The organism is Fructilactobacillus ixorae (assembly GCF_024029915.1).
GTDB lineage: Bacteria > Bacillota > Bacilli > Lactobacillales > Lactobacillaceae > Fructilactobacillus > Fructilactobacillus ixorae.
Window position 1 is genome coordinate 1033116 of record NZ_CP097478.1, and the last position, 16849, is coordinate 1049964.

General features: G+C 49.8%; 10 protein-coding genes and 8 tRNA genes. 2 read left to right on the top strand and 16 right to left on the bottom strand.

Annotated features, from left to right (window positions below; genetic code table 11):
- Positions 1 to 29 precede the first annotated feature (29 nt).
- The 4 genes from rpsJ to rpsL all read right to left on the bottom strand — a co-directional run bounded on the left by rpsJ (position 30) and on the right by rpsL (position 3702).
- Positions 30 to 338, bottom strand: coding sequence for a 30S ribosomal protein S10 (gene rpsJ / locus M8332_RS05240; RefSeq protein WP_252779771.1), 309 nt, complete (start codon positions 336 to 338; stop codon positions 30 to 32).
- A gap of 267 nt (positions 339 to 605) precedes the next feature.
- Positions 606 to 2699, bottom strand: a complete 2094-nt coding sequence (gene fusA / locus M8332_RS05245; protein WP_252779772.1) for an elongation factor G — start codon at positions 2697 to 2699, stop codon at positions 606 to 608.
- An 86-nt stretch (positions 2700 to 2785) separates the two neighbouring features.
- Positions 2786 to 3256 (bottom strand): 30S ribosomal protein S7, encoded by a 471-nt coding sequence (gene rpsG / locus M8332_RS05250; protein WP_252750544.1) that lies wholly within the window; start codon positions 3254 to 3256, stop codon positions 2786 to 2788.
- Positions 3257 to 3282: 26 nt separating this feature from the next.
- A complete protein-coding gene (gene rpsL / locus M8332_RS05255) occupies positions 3283 to 3702 on the bottom strand; it encodes a 30S ribosomal protein S12 (RefSeq protein ID WP_252750545.1) in 420 nt (139 codons plus the stop codon).
- Between the two features lie 170 nt (positions 3703 to 3872).
- Between rpsL and M8332_RS05260 the strand changes: the two genes are divergently transcribed.
- Both M8332_RS05260 and M8332_RS05265 read left to right on the top strand, forming a co-directional pair.
- Positions 3873 to 4547: a prepilin peptidase gene (locus M8332_RS05260; RefSeq protein WP_252779774.1), complete on the top strand. Its 675-nt coding sequence runs from the start codon at positions 3873 to 3875 to the stop codon at positions 4545 to 4547.
- Between the two features lie 140 nt (positions 4548 to 4687).
- Positions 4688 to 5260 (top strand): xanthine phosphoribosyltransferase, encoded by a 573-nt coding sequence (locus M8332_RS05265; RefSeq protein ID WP_252779775.1) that lies wholly within the window; start codon positions 4688 to 4690, stop codon positions 5258 to 5260.
- 69 nt (positions 5261 to 5329) lie between these two features.
- Here M8332_RS05265 and rpoC read toward each other — a convergent pair whose 3' ends face one another.
- The 12 genes from rpoC to M8332_RS05325 all read right to left on the bottom strand — a co-directional run bounded on the left by rpoC (position 5330) and on the right by M8332_RS05325 (position 16695).
- The gene (gene rpoC / locus M8332_RS05270) at positions 5330 to 8977 is read right to left on the bottom strand and encodes a DNA-directed RNA polymerase subunit beta' (protein ID WP_252779776.1); all 3648 of its coding nucleotides are present in this window, start codon (positions 8975 to 8977) and stop codon (positions 5330 to 5332) included.
- A gap of 23 nt (positions 8978 to 9000) precedes the next feature.
- The gene (rpoB, locus tag M8332_RS05275) at positions 9001 to 12600 is read right to left on the bottom strand and encodes a DNA-directed RNA polymerase subunit beta (protein ID WP_252780815.1); all 3600 of its coding nucleotides are present in this window, start codon (positions 12598 to 12600) and stop codon (positions 9001 to 9003) included.
- 290 nt (positions 12601 to 12890) lie between these two features.
- Complete coding sequence (locus M8332_RS05280; protein ID WP_252779777.1) at positions 12891 to 15356, bottom strand: ATP-dependent Clp protease ATP-binding subunit; 2466 nt, start codon at positions 15354 to 15356, stop codon at positions 12891 to 12893.
- Positions 15357 to 15375: 19 nt separating this feature from the next.
- Entirely contained in the window at positions 15376 to 15849 is a 474-nt protein-coding gene (locus M8332_RS05285; RefSeq protein ID WP_252779778.1) for a CtsR family transcriptional regulator, read from the bottom strand.
- Positions 15850 to 16003: 154 nt separating this feature from the next.
- Positions 16004 to 16077 (bottom strand) — tRNA-Pro (locus tag M8332_RS05290).
- Positions 16078 to 16082: 5 nt separating this feature from the next.
- Positions 16083 to 16156, bottom strand: a tRNA-Arg gene (locus M8332_RS05295).
- A gap of 16 nt (positions 16157 to 16172) precedes the next feature.
- A tRNA-Leu gene (locus tag M8332_RS05300) sits at positions 16173 to 16258 on the bottom strand.
- A gap of 21 nt (positions 16259 to 16279) precedes the next feature.
- A tRNA-Gly gene (locus M8332_RS05305) sits at positions 16280 to 16351 on the bottom strand.
- Between the two features lie 4 nt (positions 16352 to 16355).
- Positions 16356 to 16429: transfer RNA gene (locus M8332_RS05310), tRNA-Thr, on the bottom strand.
- A gap of 12 nt (positions 16430 to 16441) precedes the next feature.
- Positions 16442 to 16524: transfer RNA gene (locus tag M8332_RS05315), tRNA-Leu, on the bottom strand.
- A 19-nt stretch (positions 16525 to 16543) separates the two neighbouring features.
- A tRNA-Lys gene (locus M8332_RS05320) sits at positions 16544 to 16616 on the bottom strand.
- Between the two features lie 6 nt (positions 16617 to 16622).
- Positions 16623 to 16695 (bottom strand) — tRNA-Val (locus tag M8332_RS05325).
- Positions 16696 to 16849: the final 154 nt, after the last annotated feature.

A 16849-nucleotide genomic window follows, 5' to 3' on the forward strand; every position in this document is an offset into this window, starting at 1 on the left:
GAGTACACCTCCAATATTTTGTAATTAAATTAAAGTTTGATTTCGATATCCACACCACTAGGCAAGTCTAACTTCATTAATGAGTCGACCGTCTTTGGAGTGGGGTTCAAAATATCAATTAACCGCTTGTGGGTTAACATTTCGAATTGTTCCTGCGCCTTACTGTATTTAAATGGTGATGCTAACACAGTGTATAAAGCTCTTTCCGTTGGCAGTGGAATTGGACCAGCAATGTTGGCCCCAGTTCTTTGTGCCGTTGCTACAATCTTGTCAGCAGCTTGATCTAAACTGCGGTGTTCGTAAGCTTTCAACCGGATACGAATTTTTTCTTTTGCCATAATTATCCCTCCTTCGTCTATTTTCCAAAAATTGACTAACTCCGTAGAAATTACCGGCGTCCCTGCCATGGCAAAGCGGCCGGGTGTGCCGCAACCTTCTACATCAACGCTATCCGCTCAATTTAGGGCACACTGTCCCCCATAATTTAAGCACTATTCCATCTTACTTGATAAACGCTGATCTTTCAAGGGTTTTCGCCGAAGAAAGCAAAAAAGTTTTGCCAGCAAATTGCCAGCAAAACTTTTTTGGTAGGAGACAAAGCCCGCTTAGGCTTCGCCACCGTTTTGTTTAATAATATCTTCTTGAATGTTCTTTGGAACGGCCGTGTAGTGGTCAAATGACATCGTAAACGTTCCCCGACCTTGAGTAGCCGAACGCAGGTCCGTTACGTATCCAAACATTTCTGCCAATGGAACCATGGCGTGAATGTCTTCGGCCCCATCACGAGCTTCCATTCCTTCGATGTTCCCCCGCCGAGCGGTAACTTGACCCATGACGTCACCCATGTATTCTTCTGGAACCCGGATATCAACCTTCATGATTGGTTCCAAAATCTTAGGATCAGCTTTCTTAGCTGCTTCTCTGAGGGCTAATGAAGCGGCAATCTTGAAGGCTGCTTCACTAGAATCGACATCATGGTAACTACCATCGTATAACTTGGCTTTCAAGTCAATCAATGGGTATCCGGCTAGAACCCCGTTTTCCATGGCTTCTTTTAAACCTTGTTCAACAGATGGAATGTATTCACGAGGCACAACCCCACCAACGATGGCGTCTTCAAAGGAGAAGCCTTCTCCTTCAGCACTGGGCGTGAATTCGATGTAAACGTCACCATATTGACCTTTACCACCAGATTGCCGTACGAACTTACCTTCGGCACTAACTTGCTTGCTGAAGGCTTCCCGGTACGCAACTTGAGGAGCCCCGATCGAAGCGTCCACGCCAAATTCACGGCGCATCCGTTCGATGATGATGTTCAACTGTAACTCACCCATTCCGGCAATGATTGTTTGACCCGTTTCTTGGTCAGTATTTGCTTGGAAGGTTGGATCTTCTTCAGATAGTTTTTGTAAGGCCGTGTTCATCTTGTTTTGGTCGGCCTTGGTCTTTGGTTCGATGGACACTTGGATCACTGGTTCTGGGAATTCCATTGATTCCAGAATCAACGGGTGATCTTGGTCCGTCAAGGAGTCCCCGGTCGTGGTGTTCTTCAACCCAATCGTAGCGGCGATATCACCAGAGAAGACTTCTGGGATTTCTTGGCGTTGGTCAGAGTGCATTTGCACCAACCGACCGGCCCGTTCGCGTTTGCCCTTGGTAGCGTTCAAGATGTACGAACCAGATTCCAACGTTCCCCGGTAAACCCGGATAAAGGTCAACCGACCAACGTAAGGGTCCGTCATGATCTTGAAGGCCAAGGCCGCGAAGTCACCGTTATCGTCAGCGCGAACTTCTACTTGGGCATCGTCATTTTCGGGATCAGTAGCCATGTAAGGACGAACTTCTAGTGGAGATGGCAGGTAGTCAATCACACCGTCCATCATCATTTGCACCCCTTTGTTCTTGTAAGCTGATCCAGCGTAAACTGGGTACAATTCCAAGTTCAAAGTGGCTCGCCGAATTCCACCTTTGATGTCTTCTTCGGTTAGTTCTTCACCTTCTAAGAATTTACCCATTACGTCATCATCAACGTCGGCAACGGCTTCAATCATGCTTTCGCGAGCAGCTTGGGCCTTTGCTTGGTAGTCAGCTGGAATCTCAACCGTATCCCAGTTTTCCCCTTCTTTATCTTCGTCATAGATGTAAGCCTTCATCTTCACAAGGTCAATAACCCCAGCGAAGTCGGCTTCAGCCCCAATCGGAACTTGCACCGGCACGGCGTTAGCGTGTAACCGGTCTTTAATGGTTTGCACGGACCAGTCAAAGTCGGCTCCCATTTTATCCATCTTGTTGATGAACACAATCCGGGGAACACTAAAGTCCGAACATTGCCGCCAAACCGTTTCAGTTTGGGGTTCTACTCCGGCTTCACCATCCATTACCACGATTCCACCATCAAGCACCCGGAGGGAACGTTCCACTTCGGCCGTGAAGTCCACGTGTCCGGGAGTATCGATGATGTTAACTCGGTAGCCTTTCCATTCGGCCGTCGTAGCGGCTGATTGGATGGTGATTCCCCGTTCTTTTTCTTCTTCCATGAAATCCATTTGGGAAGCTCCATCATGAGTTTCACCAATTTTGTGGATCCGACCCGTGTAGTAAAGTACCCGTTCAGTCGTCGTGGTTTTCCCAGCATCGATGTGGGCCACGATCCCGATGTTACGGGTTTTGTCTAACGGAAATGCACGTTTGTTAGCCATGTTAAACTCCTTTATTTTCTAATCATTCGAAAAAAGTGGCTAAATAATTAGCCACCTCACCTTGCCAATCTGTAATCAGCAGCTGCTTACCAACGGTAATGAGCGAAAGCCCGGTTGGCTTCGGCCATTTTGTGAGTATCTTCCCGTTTCTTCACTGCTGCTCCAGTGTTGTTTGAAGCATCGATAATTTCTTTTGCAAGCCGGTCCGTCATGGTGTGTTCCCCACGTAACCGGGCGTAGCTAACAATCCAACGTAACCCTAAAGTAGTTCTCCGGTTGGGCCGAACTTCGATCGGAACTTGGTAGTTTGATCCACCAACCCGCCGTGCCTTAACTTCCAGCACTGGCATTACGTTTTTCATTGCTTCTTCAAAAACTTCCACTGGATCGTTACCAGTTTGGTCTTTGATTTCTTCAAATGCACCGTATAAAATTTCTGATGCAGTTCCTCGCTTACCATCTAACATCAAGTGGTTGATTAACTTCGAAACCAACTTTGAGTTATAGATTGGATCAGGAAGGATTTCGCGTTGTTGAACTTTTCCTTTTCTAGGCATCTAAAGGTCCTCCTCAATTAGTCGATTTATTTCTTGTCCTTCGGCCGCTTCGTACCGTACTTCGAACGTCCTTGACGACGATCTTGAACTCCGGCAGTATCAAGCGCACCACGGATAACGTGGTAACGAACCCCAGGTAAATCCTTAACCCGACCACCACGGATTAAGACCACACTGTGTTCTTGTAAGTTGTGACCAATTCCAGGAATGTAAGCCGTTACTTCGTACAAGTTGGAAAGCCGCACACGAGCGTACTTCCGCAAGGCCGAGTTAGGCTTCTTTGGTGTCATCGTTCCCACACGAGTAGCAACTCCCCGTTTTTGTGGTGAGGCATTTCGCGTTGGTTTCTTCTTGTAACTGTTGTAGCCGAAGCCAAGGGCTGGCGACTTTGATTTAGAACTTCTAGATTTACGACCTTTTCTAACTAATTGGTTAATGGTAGGCATCTAAAAAGTCCTCCTTTCGTAAAATTTGAGTTGTAAGTCCACACATCCAGGCGGACCATTTTTTGGATAAAATAACTTAACTTAAGATAAGCACAATGAGTAGCTTACCACGCTCTCTTGCTCCTGTCAACCGCGCTTACGTATTTCTCCTTAGTTAAAGGAGGAGTTGGATGGGATTAATTTGGTTTTATTGGGGCTGTTGCTGGGGCTCATTTTTAACCGTAGTGGGAACAAGGATGGGCGCGGGGAAGCCGTTTTGGCGGGGGCGCTCCTACTGTCAGACCTGCGGGCAGCAACTACGCTGGTGGGAACTGCTTCCCCTGGTGAGTTTCATTTGGCAACGGGGCCACTGTCGCACCTGTCACGTGCGGCTACCAGTTCACCTGCTCGGTTGGGAACTAACCGCCGGCAGTTGCGTACTGCTTAGCCCGCCGACTAGTTGGGCGAACGTCAGTTGGTTAGCCTTCTTACTGGGCTTGCAACTTTTAAGTACCTTTGACGCCACCTGCCGGTGCTTTCCGGGCTGGGGTCTCATTCCCCTGGTTGGTCTGGGGTTACTAGTTACCATTCACTCGCAACTGGTCTGCCTGGTCATCAGCAGCGGGTACCTCTGCTTGTTAATTATGAACCGACACGAACACTGGTTAGGCAACGGCGACCTCGACGTGTTGTGGTTATTGTTACTCGTTTTTCCGCTCTCAACCTGGTGCCTGATCGTGTTGGGCGCGGCCCTCGGTGGCCTAGGATTACTCGCGTGGCGACGCCAGCGGACCCTGCCGTTCTTACCAGTCTTATTTGTTAGTACCCTGCTGGTGTTGGCTGGGGCTAGTTGCTTCCCCTTGTAATTCAGCGTAAGATAAACAGCAAAGCCAACTACTTATCTATGGTCAGCAGCGGCTGACCGTTTCTAATTTGAACCGCAATTCGCAACTATCAGTGGGAAGGTACCACGCTCACCATGGGCTTTTTATTTAGGGGGAACATTATGGAAGCACTTAAACATGCCATTGAAACACAGGGAACCGTTTTACCGGGTAACATCTTGAAGGTCAACTCCTTTTTAAACCACCAAATCGATCCGCAACTGATGCAACAAATCGGTACTACCTTTGCCGAAGCGTTTAAAACCGCCGGAATCACGAAGGTGTTGACCGTGGAAGCCTCGGGAATTGCACCTGCGGTCATGACCGGACTGGCTATGCACCTCCCGGTCGTGTTCGCCCGAAAAAGTAAGTCGTTAGTGGTGAAAGACGACGTCTATAGTGCGGAAGTGTACTCCTACACGAAGCACACAACCAACCACATCTACATTGAAAAGCCCTTTTTGCAGCAAACCGACCGGGTGTTAATCATTGACGACTTTTTAGCTAACGGTGAAGCCACGAAGGGGTTAATCACGATCACGGAGACCGCTGGAGCCAACGTGGGTGGGATCGGCATCGTGATTGAAAAGACCTTTCAATCAGGTGGGGCCTATCTGCGAGAGCACGGCTATCCGGTCGTTTCCCTGGCCCAAATTGCCTCGTTAGCCGAGCAAACGGTGACGTTTGCCGACTAATTCAGAATATAGAGTAAAAAGAAAAAAGGACGATTACATGCTGTAATCGTCCTTTTTCAGTTCCAGTTTTTATTCAGGTGCGTCGTCGTGATCCACGTTCGCCGTTGGATCAGAAGCGGCGGGAACCTCTTGGTCAGTTGCTTGCCCCAGTTCTTCTGGTTCGATGTCTTCATATTCATGAACACCCGTTCCAGCTGGTAACAACTTCCCGATAATCACGTTCTCTTTCAGTCCAATCAACGGATCGACCTTGCCCCGAATGGCAGCATCGGTCAAGACCCGCGTGGTTTCTTGGAAGGAAGCAGCGGAGAGGAAACTGTTCGTTTCGAGCGCTGCCTTGGTGATTCCTAGTAGCACTGGGCGAGCCGTGGCTGGTACTTTTCCAGTCATCACGGCATCCCGGTTTTGTTCCTTGAAATCATCAATGTCAATCAAAGTCCCTGGCAGAATGTCAGTGTCGCCCGGATCCATGACCCGCACCTTCCGTAACATCTGCCGCACCATGATTTCGGCATGCTTATCGTTCACTTCCACCCCTTGACGCCGGTACACTTCTTGCACGGCCGTCAGGAGGTAGGTTTCCGTTGACAGGGTATCCCGAATCTTCAACAGTTCCTTTGGATCAATCGAACCTTCGTTCAAGGCTTCTCCCCGGCGGACCGTGTCACCCTCAGCAACGCGCATCCGTGCTGTCAATGGAACCTTGTACTTTCTGGTATCGGCTTTTCCTTGGATCGTGATTTCCTTAACCCCTTCAGCCGGATCCTCTTCGATTAATTCAACCACCCCAGTTACTTCACTGATGGTTGACTTCCCTTTTGGATTCCGAGCCTCAAAGATTTCTTGAACCCGGGGCAGCCCCTGGGTAATATCAGTGTTACTTGCAACCCCTCCCGTATGGAAAGTCCGCAAGGTTAACTGCGTTCCGGGTTCCCCGATTGATTGGGCAGCCACCGTTCCGACTGCTTCTCCAACTTCAACCTCATCACCAGTGGCGAGGTTTTGCCCGTAACAACGTTCACAAACCCCGTGGGCAGTATTACAAGTGAAGGCCGACCGAATTTCAACGGCTTCAATTCCGGCATCAACAATTTCTTGCGCCTTCTTGTCGTCAATCATGTCGTTCGGACGCACAATTATTGCTCCCGTTTGCGGGTTTTTGACCGTCTTCATGGCATTCCGACCGAGAATCCGGTCATAGAGGGGTTCAATCATTTCGTTCCCCTCTTTAATGGCCGTTACGGTCAAACCACGGTCGGTCCCACAATCTTTTTCCCGAATGATGACGTCTTGAGCCACGTCAACCAACCGCCGGGTTAAGTACCCTGAGTTGGCCGTCTTCAAGGCCGTATCGGTCATCCCTTTCCGGGCCCCGTGGGTTGAAATGAACATTTCCAACACGGACATTCCTTCCCGGAAGTTCGAGGTAATCGGCAGCTCCATGATTTTTCCATCCGGAGAAGCCATCAAGCCCCGCATTCCGGCTAACTGCGTAAAGTTAGAGATGTTTCCCCGGGCTCCTGAATCGCTCATCATAAAGATTGGATTTTCTGGATCGAAGTTCTTCATCAGTTGATCTTGGATTTCATCCCGCGCATCGTTCCAGACGTTCACAACCCGTTCGTAGCGTTCTTGATCGGTAATCAGTCCCCGCCGGAATTGCTTCGTAATCGTGTCCACCTTTTTGTGCGCAGCTGCGACAACTTCGGGCTTTTCACGCAGGTTCATGATGTCGGCCATTCCGACCGTCAACCCGGACTTCGTGGATTCATCGTTTCCGAGATCCTTGATCCGGTCCAGCAATTCAGAGGTTTCTGTCACCTTGTACTGGTTGTAAACTTCGGCAATGATGTCTGATAAAAAGCTCTTCTTGAAGGGTTTCACCAGTTCAGCATTGTCAATGTACTCGTGAATGTTTTCGCCGGGTTCCAAGAAGTAGTTATCCGGAACGTAACCATGTAAGTTCGTTTCCGTTGGTTCGTTCAGGTAGGTAAAGGCCTTCGGTAAAATCTTGTTGAAAACCACTTTACCGACGGACGTCACCATGATCTTATCCTGTTGGTCATCCGTAAAGGGTTTATCTGGATAAGCAGCGGCCGGAATCCCGATCCGACTGTGCCAGTGAACCAAACCGTCGCGGTAAGCCAATTCCACTTCGTCTGGGTCGTTGAAGATCATGCCTTCACCTTCCCGACCGGCTTCTTCCATCGTCAGGTAGTAGTTCCCAATTACCATATCTTGGGATGGGGCCACCACTGGTTTTCCGTCCTTAGGTGCCAAAATGTGCCCGGCAGCTGCCATCAAGAGCCGTGATTCTGCTTGGGCTTCGTCAGATAACGGCACGTGGATGGCCATCTGGTCTCCATCAAAGTCGGCGTTGTAAGCGGCACAAACTAGGGGATGCAACCGCATTGACTTCCCACTTACCAGCACCGGTTCAAAGGCTTGAATTCCTAACCGGTGCAGCGTTGGGGCCCGGTTCAAGAGAACGGGGTGTTCTTTAATTACGTCAGGCAGAACGTCAAAGACAACGTCATCCTTACGTTCGATTTCCCGTTTTGCGTTCTTAACGTTGGAAGCTAAGCCCCGTTCCACCAGTTCATGCATGATGAATGGTTTGAACAGTTCGAGTGCCATGGAAACTGGCAGTCCCATTTGACTTAACTTCAGCCACGGTCCCACGTCGATTACGGAACGACCAGAGTAGTCGACCCGTTTTCCCAGTAAGTTTTGCCGGAATCGCCCTTGCTTCCCCTTCAAGAGGTGCGACAAGGACTTCAGTGGCCGATTTCCTGGACCAGCGACCGGACGACCACGCCGCCCGTTATCGATCAACGCATCAACGGCTTCTTGGAGCATCCGCTTTTCGTTTTGGACGATAATGCCGGGGGCGTGCAAATCTAGCAGGCGTTTCAACCGGTTGTTCCGGTTAATGACCCGCCGGTACAAGTCGTTTAAATCGGAGGTTGCAAACCGACCCCCTTCGAGTTGTACCATCGGCCGTAAGTCAGGTGGCATCACGGGAATAGCATCCATAACCATCCACGCCAGTTCGTTTCCAGACGTCAAAAAGGCTTCCAGAATGTCTAAACGGCGAATGGCGCGGGTCCGTTTTTGGCCGGTTGCGGACTTCAGTTCCGCCTTTAACTCGGTGACCTCTTTTTCGAGGTCCACGTCATCGAGCAACGTCCGAATGGCTTCGGCTCCGATTTCAGCATGGAACCGGTTGCCGTATTCCCGCTTTTTGTCCCGGTATTCTTGTTCCGTCAGGAGTTGTTTCTTTTCCATCGGGGTGTTGCCGGGATCGGTCACTACGTAAGCCGCAAAGTAAATGACTTCTTCCAGCGACCGGGGGCTCATGTCCAACACTAGCCCCATCCGACTTGGGATTCCCTTGTAATACCAAATGTGGGTTACCGGAGCAGCTAATTCGATGTGACCCATGCGTTCACGCCGAACCTTAGCCCGCGTCACTTCTACTCCACACCGATCACAGACAATTCCCTTGTACCGGATCCCTTTGTACTTGCCACAGGCACATTTCCAGTCCTTGGTTGGTCCAAAGATCCGTTCGTCGAATAATCCGTCTTTTTCAGGTTTCAGCGTCCGGTAGTTAATGGTTTCTGGTTTTTTCACTTCTCCAAAGGACCAACTACGAATGGTCTCTGGAGCGGCTAAACCAACTTGCATGCTCTTAAATTTGTTGACATCAACCATTGGCATTCCCTCCTTACTCAGTTTTACTGATCTTGTTGCTCAGCGTCATCAGGGCTAGCGGCGTGACTGGCTTCTGGTTCGGCTTCGGTTTGTTTGGCAGCTTGTTCGTGCGCCACCTTGTTTAAAGCGTTTACGTTGACAACTTCATCGTCTTCATCCATATCACGGAGATCGATTGGTTGGTGGTTAGCTCCTAACACCTTCATGTCTAATCCAAGGGCTTGCAATTCTTTGACAAGTACCCGGAAGGATTCCGGAACTCCGGGTTTGGGAATTGGATCCCCCTTCACGATGGCTTCGTAGGTTTTAACCCGGCCCACCACGTCATCGGACTTGTAAGTCAAAATTTCTTGGAGGGTGTGCGCAGCCCCGTATGCTTCCAGGGCCCAAACTTCCATTTCACCGAACCGCTGACCCCCAAACTGAGCTTTTCCACCCAGTGGTTGTTGCGTAACCAAGGAGTACGGTCCAATGGAACGAGCGTGAATCTTGTCTTCTGACATATGGTTCAGCTTCAGGTAACCCATGACCCCCACGGCGACTGGCTTATCAAATGGTTCTCCCGTCCGACCGTCGTACAGGATCGTCTTACCGTCGTGGGACATGCCGGCTTCGCGAACCGCGTCCCAAACGTCGGCACTGGTTGCCCCATCAAAGACTGGTGAGGAAACGTGAATTCCCAGTTTCTTCGCTGCCATTCCGAGGTGCATTTCTAGCACCTGACCAATGTTCATTCGCGATGGAACTCCCATGGGACTCAGTAGAATGTCAACTGGAGTTCCATCCGGCATGTATGGCATGTCTTCTTCTGGAACCACGATGGACACCGTCCCCTTGTTTCCGTGCTTACCGGCCATCTTGTCTCCGACTTGCAACTTCCGTTTTTGGGCAATGTAAACCCGGACCATCTTGTTAACGCCCGGTTGGAGTTCGTCCCCGTTTTCACGCGAGAAGACCTTTACGTCTTGAACCACCCCGTCGGCACCGTGCGGCACCCGCAAGGAAGTATCACGAACTTCCCGTGATTTTTCTCCGAAGATGGCGTGTAAGAGCCGTTCTTCAGAAGATAATTCCGTCATTCCCTTTGGAGTCACCTTTCCGACCAGGATGTCTCCGTCATGAACTTCTGCCCCAATCCGGACAATCCCATTTTCGTCGAGGTCCTTTAAGGCGTCCTCGCCCACGTTCGGAATTTCGCGGGTCATTTCCTCAGGTCCTAACTTGGTGTCACGCGTTTCTGATTCGTACTCTTCAATGTGAATCGAAGTGTAAGCATCTTCTTTAACGAGTTTTTCGCTAATCGCGATGGCATCTTCGAAGTTGTAACCCTGCCAGGTCATGAAGGCCACCGTTGGGTTTTGACCCAAGGCCAATTCGCCATTTTCCATGGCTGGTCCGTCGGCGATGATTTCGTCAGCATCAACGTGATCACCAGTTTTGACGATTGGCGTTTGGTTGTAGTTCATTCCGTTGTTAGAACGCATGAACTTTGTGAGTTCGTAGGTATCTAACGTGCCGTTGTCGCGCCGAATCTTGATTTCACGTGCATCAACGTATTCCACCGTTCCCGGGTACTTCGCAATCTTAGCGACTCCCGAGTCATGGGCTGTCTTGTATTCCATTCCCGTTCCCACTAGAGGAGCGTGTGGATTTAACAATGGAACCGCTTGCCGTTGCATGTTAGAACCCATCAGGGCCCGGTTGGAGTCATCGTTTTCCAAGAACGGAATACATGCCGTAGCCACGGAAACCACTTGCTTAGGCGAAACGTCCATGTAGTCAACGTCATCGGTGTTGGCTTCCACGTATTCGGACTTATCCCGTGCCATTACTTCGTGATCGCGGAAGGAACCGTCGGGATTCAACGGCGAGTTGGCCTGGGCAATCACGTATTTATCTTCGTCGCCGGCCGTCAGGTAATCAATCTTGTCGGTTACCTTGTGGGTATTCCAATCCACCCGCCGGTATGGTGATTCAATAAAGCCGTACTTATTAACCCGCGCGTATCCAGAGAAGGAGTTAATCAACCCAATGTTTGGACCTTCGGGCGTTTCAATCGGACAAATCCGGCCGTAGTGGGTATAGTTAACGTCTCGAACTTCGTACCCAGCCCGGTCCCGGGTGATTCCCCCCGGCCCTAGGGCGGAAAGCCGCCGTTTATGGGTCAATTCCCCTAACGGGTTCGTTTGGTCCATGAACTGAGATAGTTGCGAAGAACCAAAGAATTCCTTTACAGAGGCTACCACCGGCCGAATGTTAATCAGTTGTTGGGGCGTTACCGTGGCCGTATCTTGAATTGACATCCGTTCCCGGACCACCCGTTCCATTCGGGATAACCCGATCCGGAATTGATTTTGCAACAATTCGCCCACCGAACGAACTCGTCGGTTGCTCAAGTGGTCGATGTCATCAACTGAGCCGAGCCCTTCTTGCAGGTTAAAGAAGTAGTTCACCTGGGCTAGCATGTCAGCTGGGGTAATGTGCTTGTAATCCAAGCTAATGTTGTCATTGCCAACTACGGGAACCACTTTTTCAGGATCCGCATTGGAATAAACCTTAATGATTTGAACCGTTACGGGGTCCGTTACAACTGCTTCGGCAGCCGGGGTAAACGTGTAGGCCTTGAAGTCAGGGCGATCCAAGTATGGAGCCAGTTGCTTCATGAGTTCCTTTTCCACGATGTCACCCTTGTTGGCGATAATTTCACCCGTATCTGGATCCGCGAGGGTTTCTGCTAACGCAGCTCCCATCAAGCGGTTCTTTAGGCTCAACTTTTCGTTGGTCTTGTACCGACCCACGGGTGCCATGTCATACCGCTTAGGATCAAAGAAACGAGTCGTTAACAGGTTCCGCGAGGATTCAGCCGTCTTCGGTTCCCCGGGACGCAACCGTTCGTAGATGTCCTTCAGTGCTTCTTCAACCCGGGAATCGCTGGCATCCTTGTGAACGTCCTTTTCCAAGGTTAGGTTCAAAGTATCACTCGTGGAACCAAAGATTTCGGTAATTTCGTCATCAGAACCAAACCCGAGCGCCCGCACTAATTCAGTGATCGGTAGCTTTCGCGTCCGGTCAATCCGGATGTACGAAATGTTTTTGGCATCCGTCGCAAATTCCATCCAAGCCCCCCGGTTAGGAATCACCGTGGCACTGTAAATTTCACGACCGTTTTTATCCAGTTCCTTGTGGTAGTAAGCCCCAGGAGAGCGAACTAATTGCGAAACAATTACTCGTTCTGCTCCATTAATAATGAAGGTTCCCTGGTCAGTCATCAGGGGCAAGTCCCCAAAGAAAACGTCTTGGGTCTTGATTTCCCCGGTTTCATGATTAGTTAGTTTGAGGGTCACGTGCAGGGGAGCGGAGTAGTTAACTTCGTGAGCCCGTGCTTCCGCAACCGTGTACTTCGGTTCCAACAGTTGGTAATCAACGAAGTCTAACGATAACTTCCCTTGGAAGTCGTCAATCGGCATGATGTCTTTAAACATCTCACGGAGCCCTTCGTCTAAGAACCAGTTGTAAGAATCGGTTTGCACCTCAATCAAGTTGGGGAGGTCTAAGACCTTCTTGATTCTGGCGTAACTCCGCCGGGTTCTATGTTTCCCGTACTTAACAACGTTACCGGCCATTGCTTGCGGTGTGTTGACCTTCAAGTCTTCTGCCAAGCTGTTCACCCTCCTTATAAATCTCGCGAACTGAAATGTTACAATTTGATTACAATTGCGGTAAAATCCCAATTTTAAGCAAAAAAAATCCAAAAACAAGTCGAAAACTTATTTTTGGCTTCTTATAAACGCCATTACGGACAATAGATCGCAATCGCACATTTCAATTCATAGTCAATACTACTGTAGTATACAATATTAACCAGCAAACGTCAACGAAAAAGCCAGGTGACTAACCGTCCCTGGCTCCTTTTTTAAACTAACTTTGGTGTTTTACTCGTTAACGTAATTTCATTTTTACGGGCGCCCACCGTAATCCGGGCGCCAGGTTTAAACTTCCCGGCCAGCAGGGCTTCACTCAGCGGGTCTTCAATCAGCGTCTGGATGGCCCGCCGCAGCGGTCGTGCTCCGTACTCTGGTTGGTACCCCTTGGCAACCACCGCATCGATGGCCGCCGGCGTGATGCGAATTTCGTACCCCTGGGCTTTGACCCGGTTAACCAACTGCTTCGTCAGTAACTTCACAATTTGGTGTAACTCTGGTTTCGTGAGGGAGTGGAAGTACACGGTCTCATCAATCCGGTTCAAGAATTCGGGACGGAAGAACTGCTTGACCTGTTCGTCAATTACCTGCTTCATTTCCCGATCCCGGTCCTTCATTTGGGCCGTTTCAAAGCCAACCGTCTTTTGTTGTTGCAAGGCGGTCGCTCCCAGGTTCGAGGTCATGATGATAATCGTATTGCGAAAATCAACCTTCCGGCCCTTGGAATCAGTCAGGTACCCGTCATCAAGAACCTGCAAGAGCATGTTAAAGACATCCGGGTGCGCCTTTTCCACCTCATCCAGGAGGACGACGGAGTACGGGTGGTTCCGAACCTTTTCGGTCAGTTGCCCCCCTTCGTCATAGCCAACGTAACCTGGAGCTGATCCGACTAACCGACTGGTGGAGTATTTCTCCATGAACTCACTCATGTCAACCCGGATCATATCCGCTTCCGATCCAAACATCGTGGCTGCCAATTCCTTAGCGAGTTCCGTTTTTCCCACTCCCGTAGGACCGAGGAAGAGGAACGACCCAATCGGTCGGTTGGGATCCTTCAAACCACTGCGCGCCCGCCGAACGGCCCGCGCCACGGCAGAGACAGCTTCATCCTGACCAATCACGTGCTTGTGCAAGTTGGCTTCCAAATTAATTAACTGTTCGGAATCTTCTCGTTGCAACTTCGTAACCGGAATCCCGGTCCACTCTGCCACAATCCGCGCCACGTCTTCCGCATCTTCTTGTAATTCGTACTGATGGTTGGTGTTTTCTTGTTTGCGTTGCTTAGCACTTTCCGCCTGTAACCGCTCTAATTCTTGTTCGAGCTCCTGTTCGTGCGTTCGAATCGTAACGGCATCGTCAAAGCGTTGGTCTTCAATTGCTTGATCCTTTTTTTGCCGTGCGGTTTCCAGTTCCTGTTGTTTTTTCAGTACCGGACTGGTCCCCTGCAGTTCGTCAATTCGAACCTTGGCAGCGGCCTCATCCATTAAATCGATGGCCTTATCCGGCAGAAACCGGTCGCTAATGTAGCGCTGCGATAAATCAACCGCTGCGTCCAGCGCTGCGTCCGTAATTTGAACGTGGTGATGTTCCTCATAACGTGGCCGTAAACCCCGAAGAATTTCCTTAGCTTCGGCTGGAGTGGGTTCGTTAACTTGAATCGTCGCAAACCGACGTTCTAACGCCGCATCTGATTCAATGTGTTTTTGGTATTCGTCGAGGGTGGTTGCTCCAATCATTTGCAGTTCCCCCCGGGCAAGGGCGGGCTTCAAGATGTTAGAAGCATCAATGGCGCCCTCTGCGCCCCCAGCTCCAATCAGGGTGTGGAGTTCGTCAACAAACAGGATGACGTTCCCACTGCTTTGGATTTCGTTAATCACTTTCTTCAAGCGATTTTCAAATTCACCCCGATACTTGGTGCCCGCAACTAGCGAACCCATGTCTAACATCATAATGCGCTTGTTCAACATGTCCTCGGGAACGGCCTTTTGCACGATTTTCTGGGCTAAGCCTTCGGCAATCGCAGTTTTCCCAACTCCCGGTTCCCCGATTAACACTGGATTATTCTTGGTCCGACGGCTCAGGACCTGGATGGCCCGTTTGATTTCAGCATCCCGCCCCACAATTGGATCAAGTTGCCCATCCCGTGCAACCTTGGTCAGATCCTTCGCAAGTGAATCAAGGGTCGGAGTTTGGCTTTCCGCATTCCGTTGTTCCTGCGCGCTACCCACGCCCTGGTCCGGAACGCCCATCTTACGAATGGTAATCTTGCGTACTTGTTCGGGAGTCGTGCCCAGCCCAACCATGATCCGGGCTGCAACGCCCTTTTCATCGGTTGTCAGTGCCAACAACAGGTGTTCTGGTCCCATCTTTAAGCTCCCGTACTGTTGGGCAATTTTGCCGGCAAGCGCAATTAGTTCCCGCAGTTTGGGGGAATAATTCAAATACGTGGCTGGTTCAGCAGTTAGGTTGCCATACCCCACCCGTTGTTCAATTTCTTCTAAAACATCCTGATCGGTAATCGAAAGTTGCGTTAAGGTTTCGTAGGCAATCCCGTTTTTTTCGAGGGTTAATGCTAACAGGAGGTGTTCGGTTCCCACTGCCTGGTGTTTAAAGCTGCGGGCTTGGTCCTGAGCAAGGCCCAGTACTCGTTTAGCACTGGGAGTTAATGAATCTGCCATGAATAAGTTCTCCCTTCGTCTAGCATTCGTACCGTAACCGCCCCAGGAGGGCTTTTAGGACGTTTGCTCTAACTTTTTCTTCGGTTTCAGCATCGGCAACTGCAATTGCCTCTTGAGATAAGATGGAGGAAATCATATTCACCTCACGGGCCGATAACATCTGGTTGTTATACAAGGTCGTGAGGATTTCTTCTTCATCCTTTTGGGTAATTCGGTTGCCAATGGACGCCACCAGTTGCTCGAAGACATCAGCATCGCTGGCAAGGTCAATTTGTTCAATCCGAATGTAGCCACCCCCACCGCGCTTGCTCTGCACCACGTAACCATCGCGCAGGGTAAAACGGGTCTTGATGACATAATTAATCTGAGAAGGCACCACGTCAAAATGATCCGCAATGTCGGAACGGCGAATTTCCACTTCAGCAGTATCCGCACTAAGTAACATTTGCTTTAAATATGCTTCGATTGTATCTGACATACTTCGATGTGTCATAACCTCATCCCATCTCATCTCTGACTAATCTTGACATTAATTATATAATATCCACAGCAAATAACAAGCAAAGGGACTTCGTGACCGTGCTGATACAAAAAAGGTACCGCTCCAAATGAGCGAATACCTCGTTGTTGGTTAAGATTAAATTAAATCGGGAAGACAGGATTCGAACCTGCGACCCCCTGGTCCCAAACCAGGTGCTCTACCAAGCTGAGCTACTTCCCGAGCAATGCACCTAGCAGGAGTCGAACCTGCAACCTTCTGATTCGTAGTCAGACACTCTATCCAATTGCGCTATAGGTGCAAAATATAAATGCAAATGCCGCGGACCGGGATCGAACCGGTATGGTCATTACTGACCGCAGGATTTTAAGTCCTGTGCGTCTGCCAATTCCGCCACCGCGGCAAAAGAAAAAGCAACTAAAAAAGCGGAAGACGGGGTTCGAACCCGCGACCTCCACCATGGCAAGGTGGCGTTCTACCACTGAACTACTTCCGCATAATGCCGACTAGAGGACTCGAACCTCCGACCTCATCATTACTAGTGACGCGCTCTAGCCAACTGAGCTAAGTCGGCAAAAATAATGGATGCGGACGAAGGGACTCGAACCCCCACGTCTCAAAGACACTAGAACCTAAATCTAGCGCGTCTGCCAATTCCGCCACGTCCGCATGTTATTATTTTTACAAATGAGCCGTGGCAGGTTCGAACTGCCGACCCTCTGATTAAAAGTCAGATGCTCTACCGGCTGAGCTAACGGCTCATATAATGGAAGATACAGGGATCGAACCTGTGACCTCCTGCTTGTAAGGCAGATGCTCTCCCAGCTGAGCTAATCTTCCATGAGATGAGAAGCAAAACAATTACATCGTTTTGACAACTATTAAATCATAGCATCAGTTGGAAAAACCGTCAACATCTTTTTTTGCTTTTTTTGTGTGGTAATCCCAAAGCACAAGTCTTTTCCTTATATTGCTGTCAAACTGGAGCGCGGCC

Bases quoted from the DNA above. Each gene is read 5' to 3' on its own strand.
- M8332_RS05260 (WP_252779774.1), top strand. From the start codon at position 3,873: ATGGGATTAATTTGGTTTTATTGGGGCTGTTGCTGGGGCTCATTTTTA.
- rpoB (WP_252780815.1), bottom strand. From the start codon at position 12,600: ATGGCCGGTAACGTTGTTAAGTACGGGAAACATAGAACCCGGCGGAGT.
- M8332_RS05285 (WP_252779778.1), bottom strand. From the start codon at position 15,849: ATGACACATCGAAGTATGTCAGATACAATCGAAGCATATTTAAAGCAA.
- fusA (WP_252779772.1), bottom strand. From the start codon at position 2,699: ATGGCTAACAAACGTGCATTTCCGTTAGACAAAACCCGTAACATCGGG.
- rpsL (WP_252750545.1), bottom strand. From the start codon at position 3,702: ATGCCTACCATTAACCAATTAGTTAGAAAAGGTCGTAAATCTAGAAGT.
- M8332_RS05280 (WP_252779777.1), bottom strand. From the start codon at position 15,356: ATGGCAGATTCATTAACTCCCAGTGCTAAACGAGTACTGGGCCTTGCT.
- rpsJ (WP_252779771.1), bottom strand. From the start codon at position 338: ATGGCAAAAGAAAAAATTCGTATCCGGTTGAAAGCTTACGAACACCGC.
- M8332_RS05265 (WP_252779775.1), top strand. From the start codon at position 4,688: ATGGAAGCACTTAAACATGCCATTGAAACACAGGGAACCGTTTTACCG.
- rpsG (WP_252750544.1), bottom strand. From the start codon at position 3,256: ATGCCTAGAAAAGGAAAAGTTCAACAACGCGAAATCCTTCCTGATCCA.
- rpoC (WP_252779776.1), bottom strand. From the start codon at position 8,977: ATGGTTGATGTCAACAAATTTAAGAGCATGCAAGTTGGTTTAGCCGCT.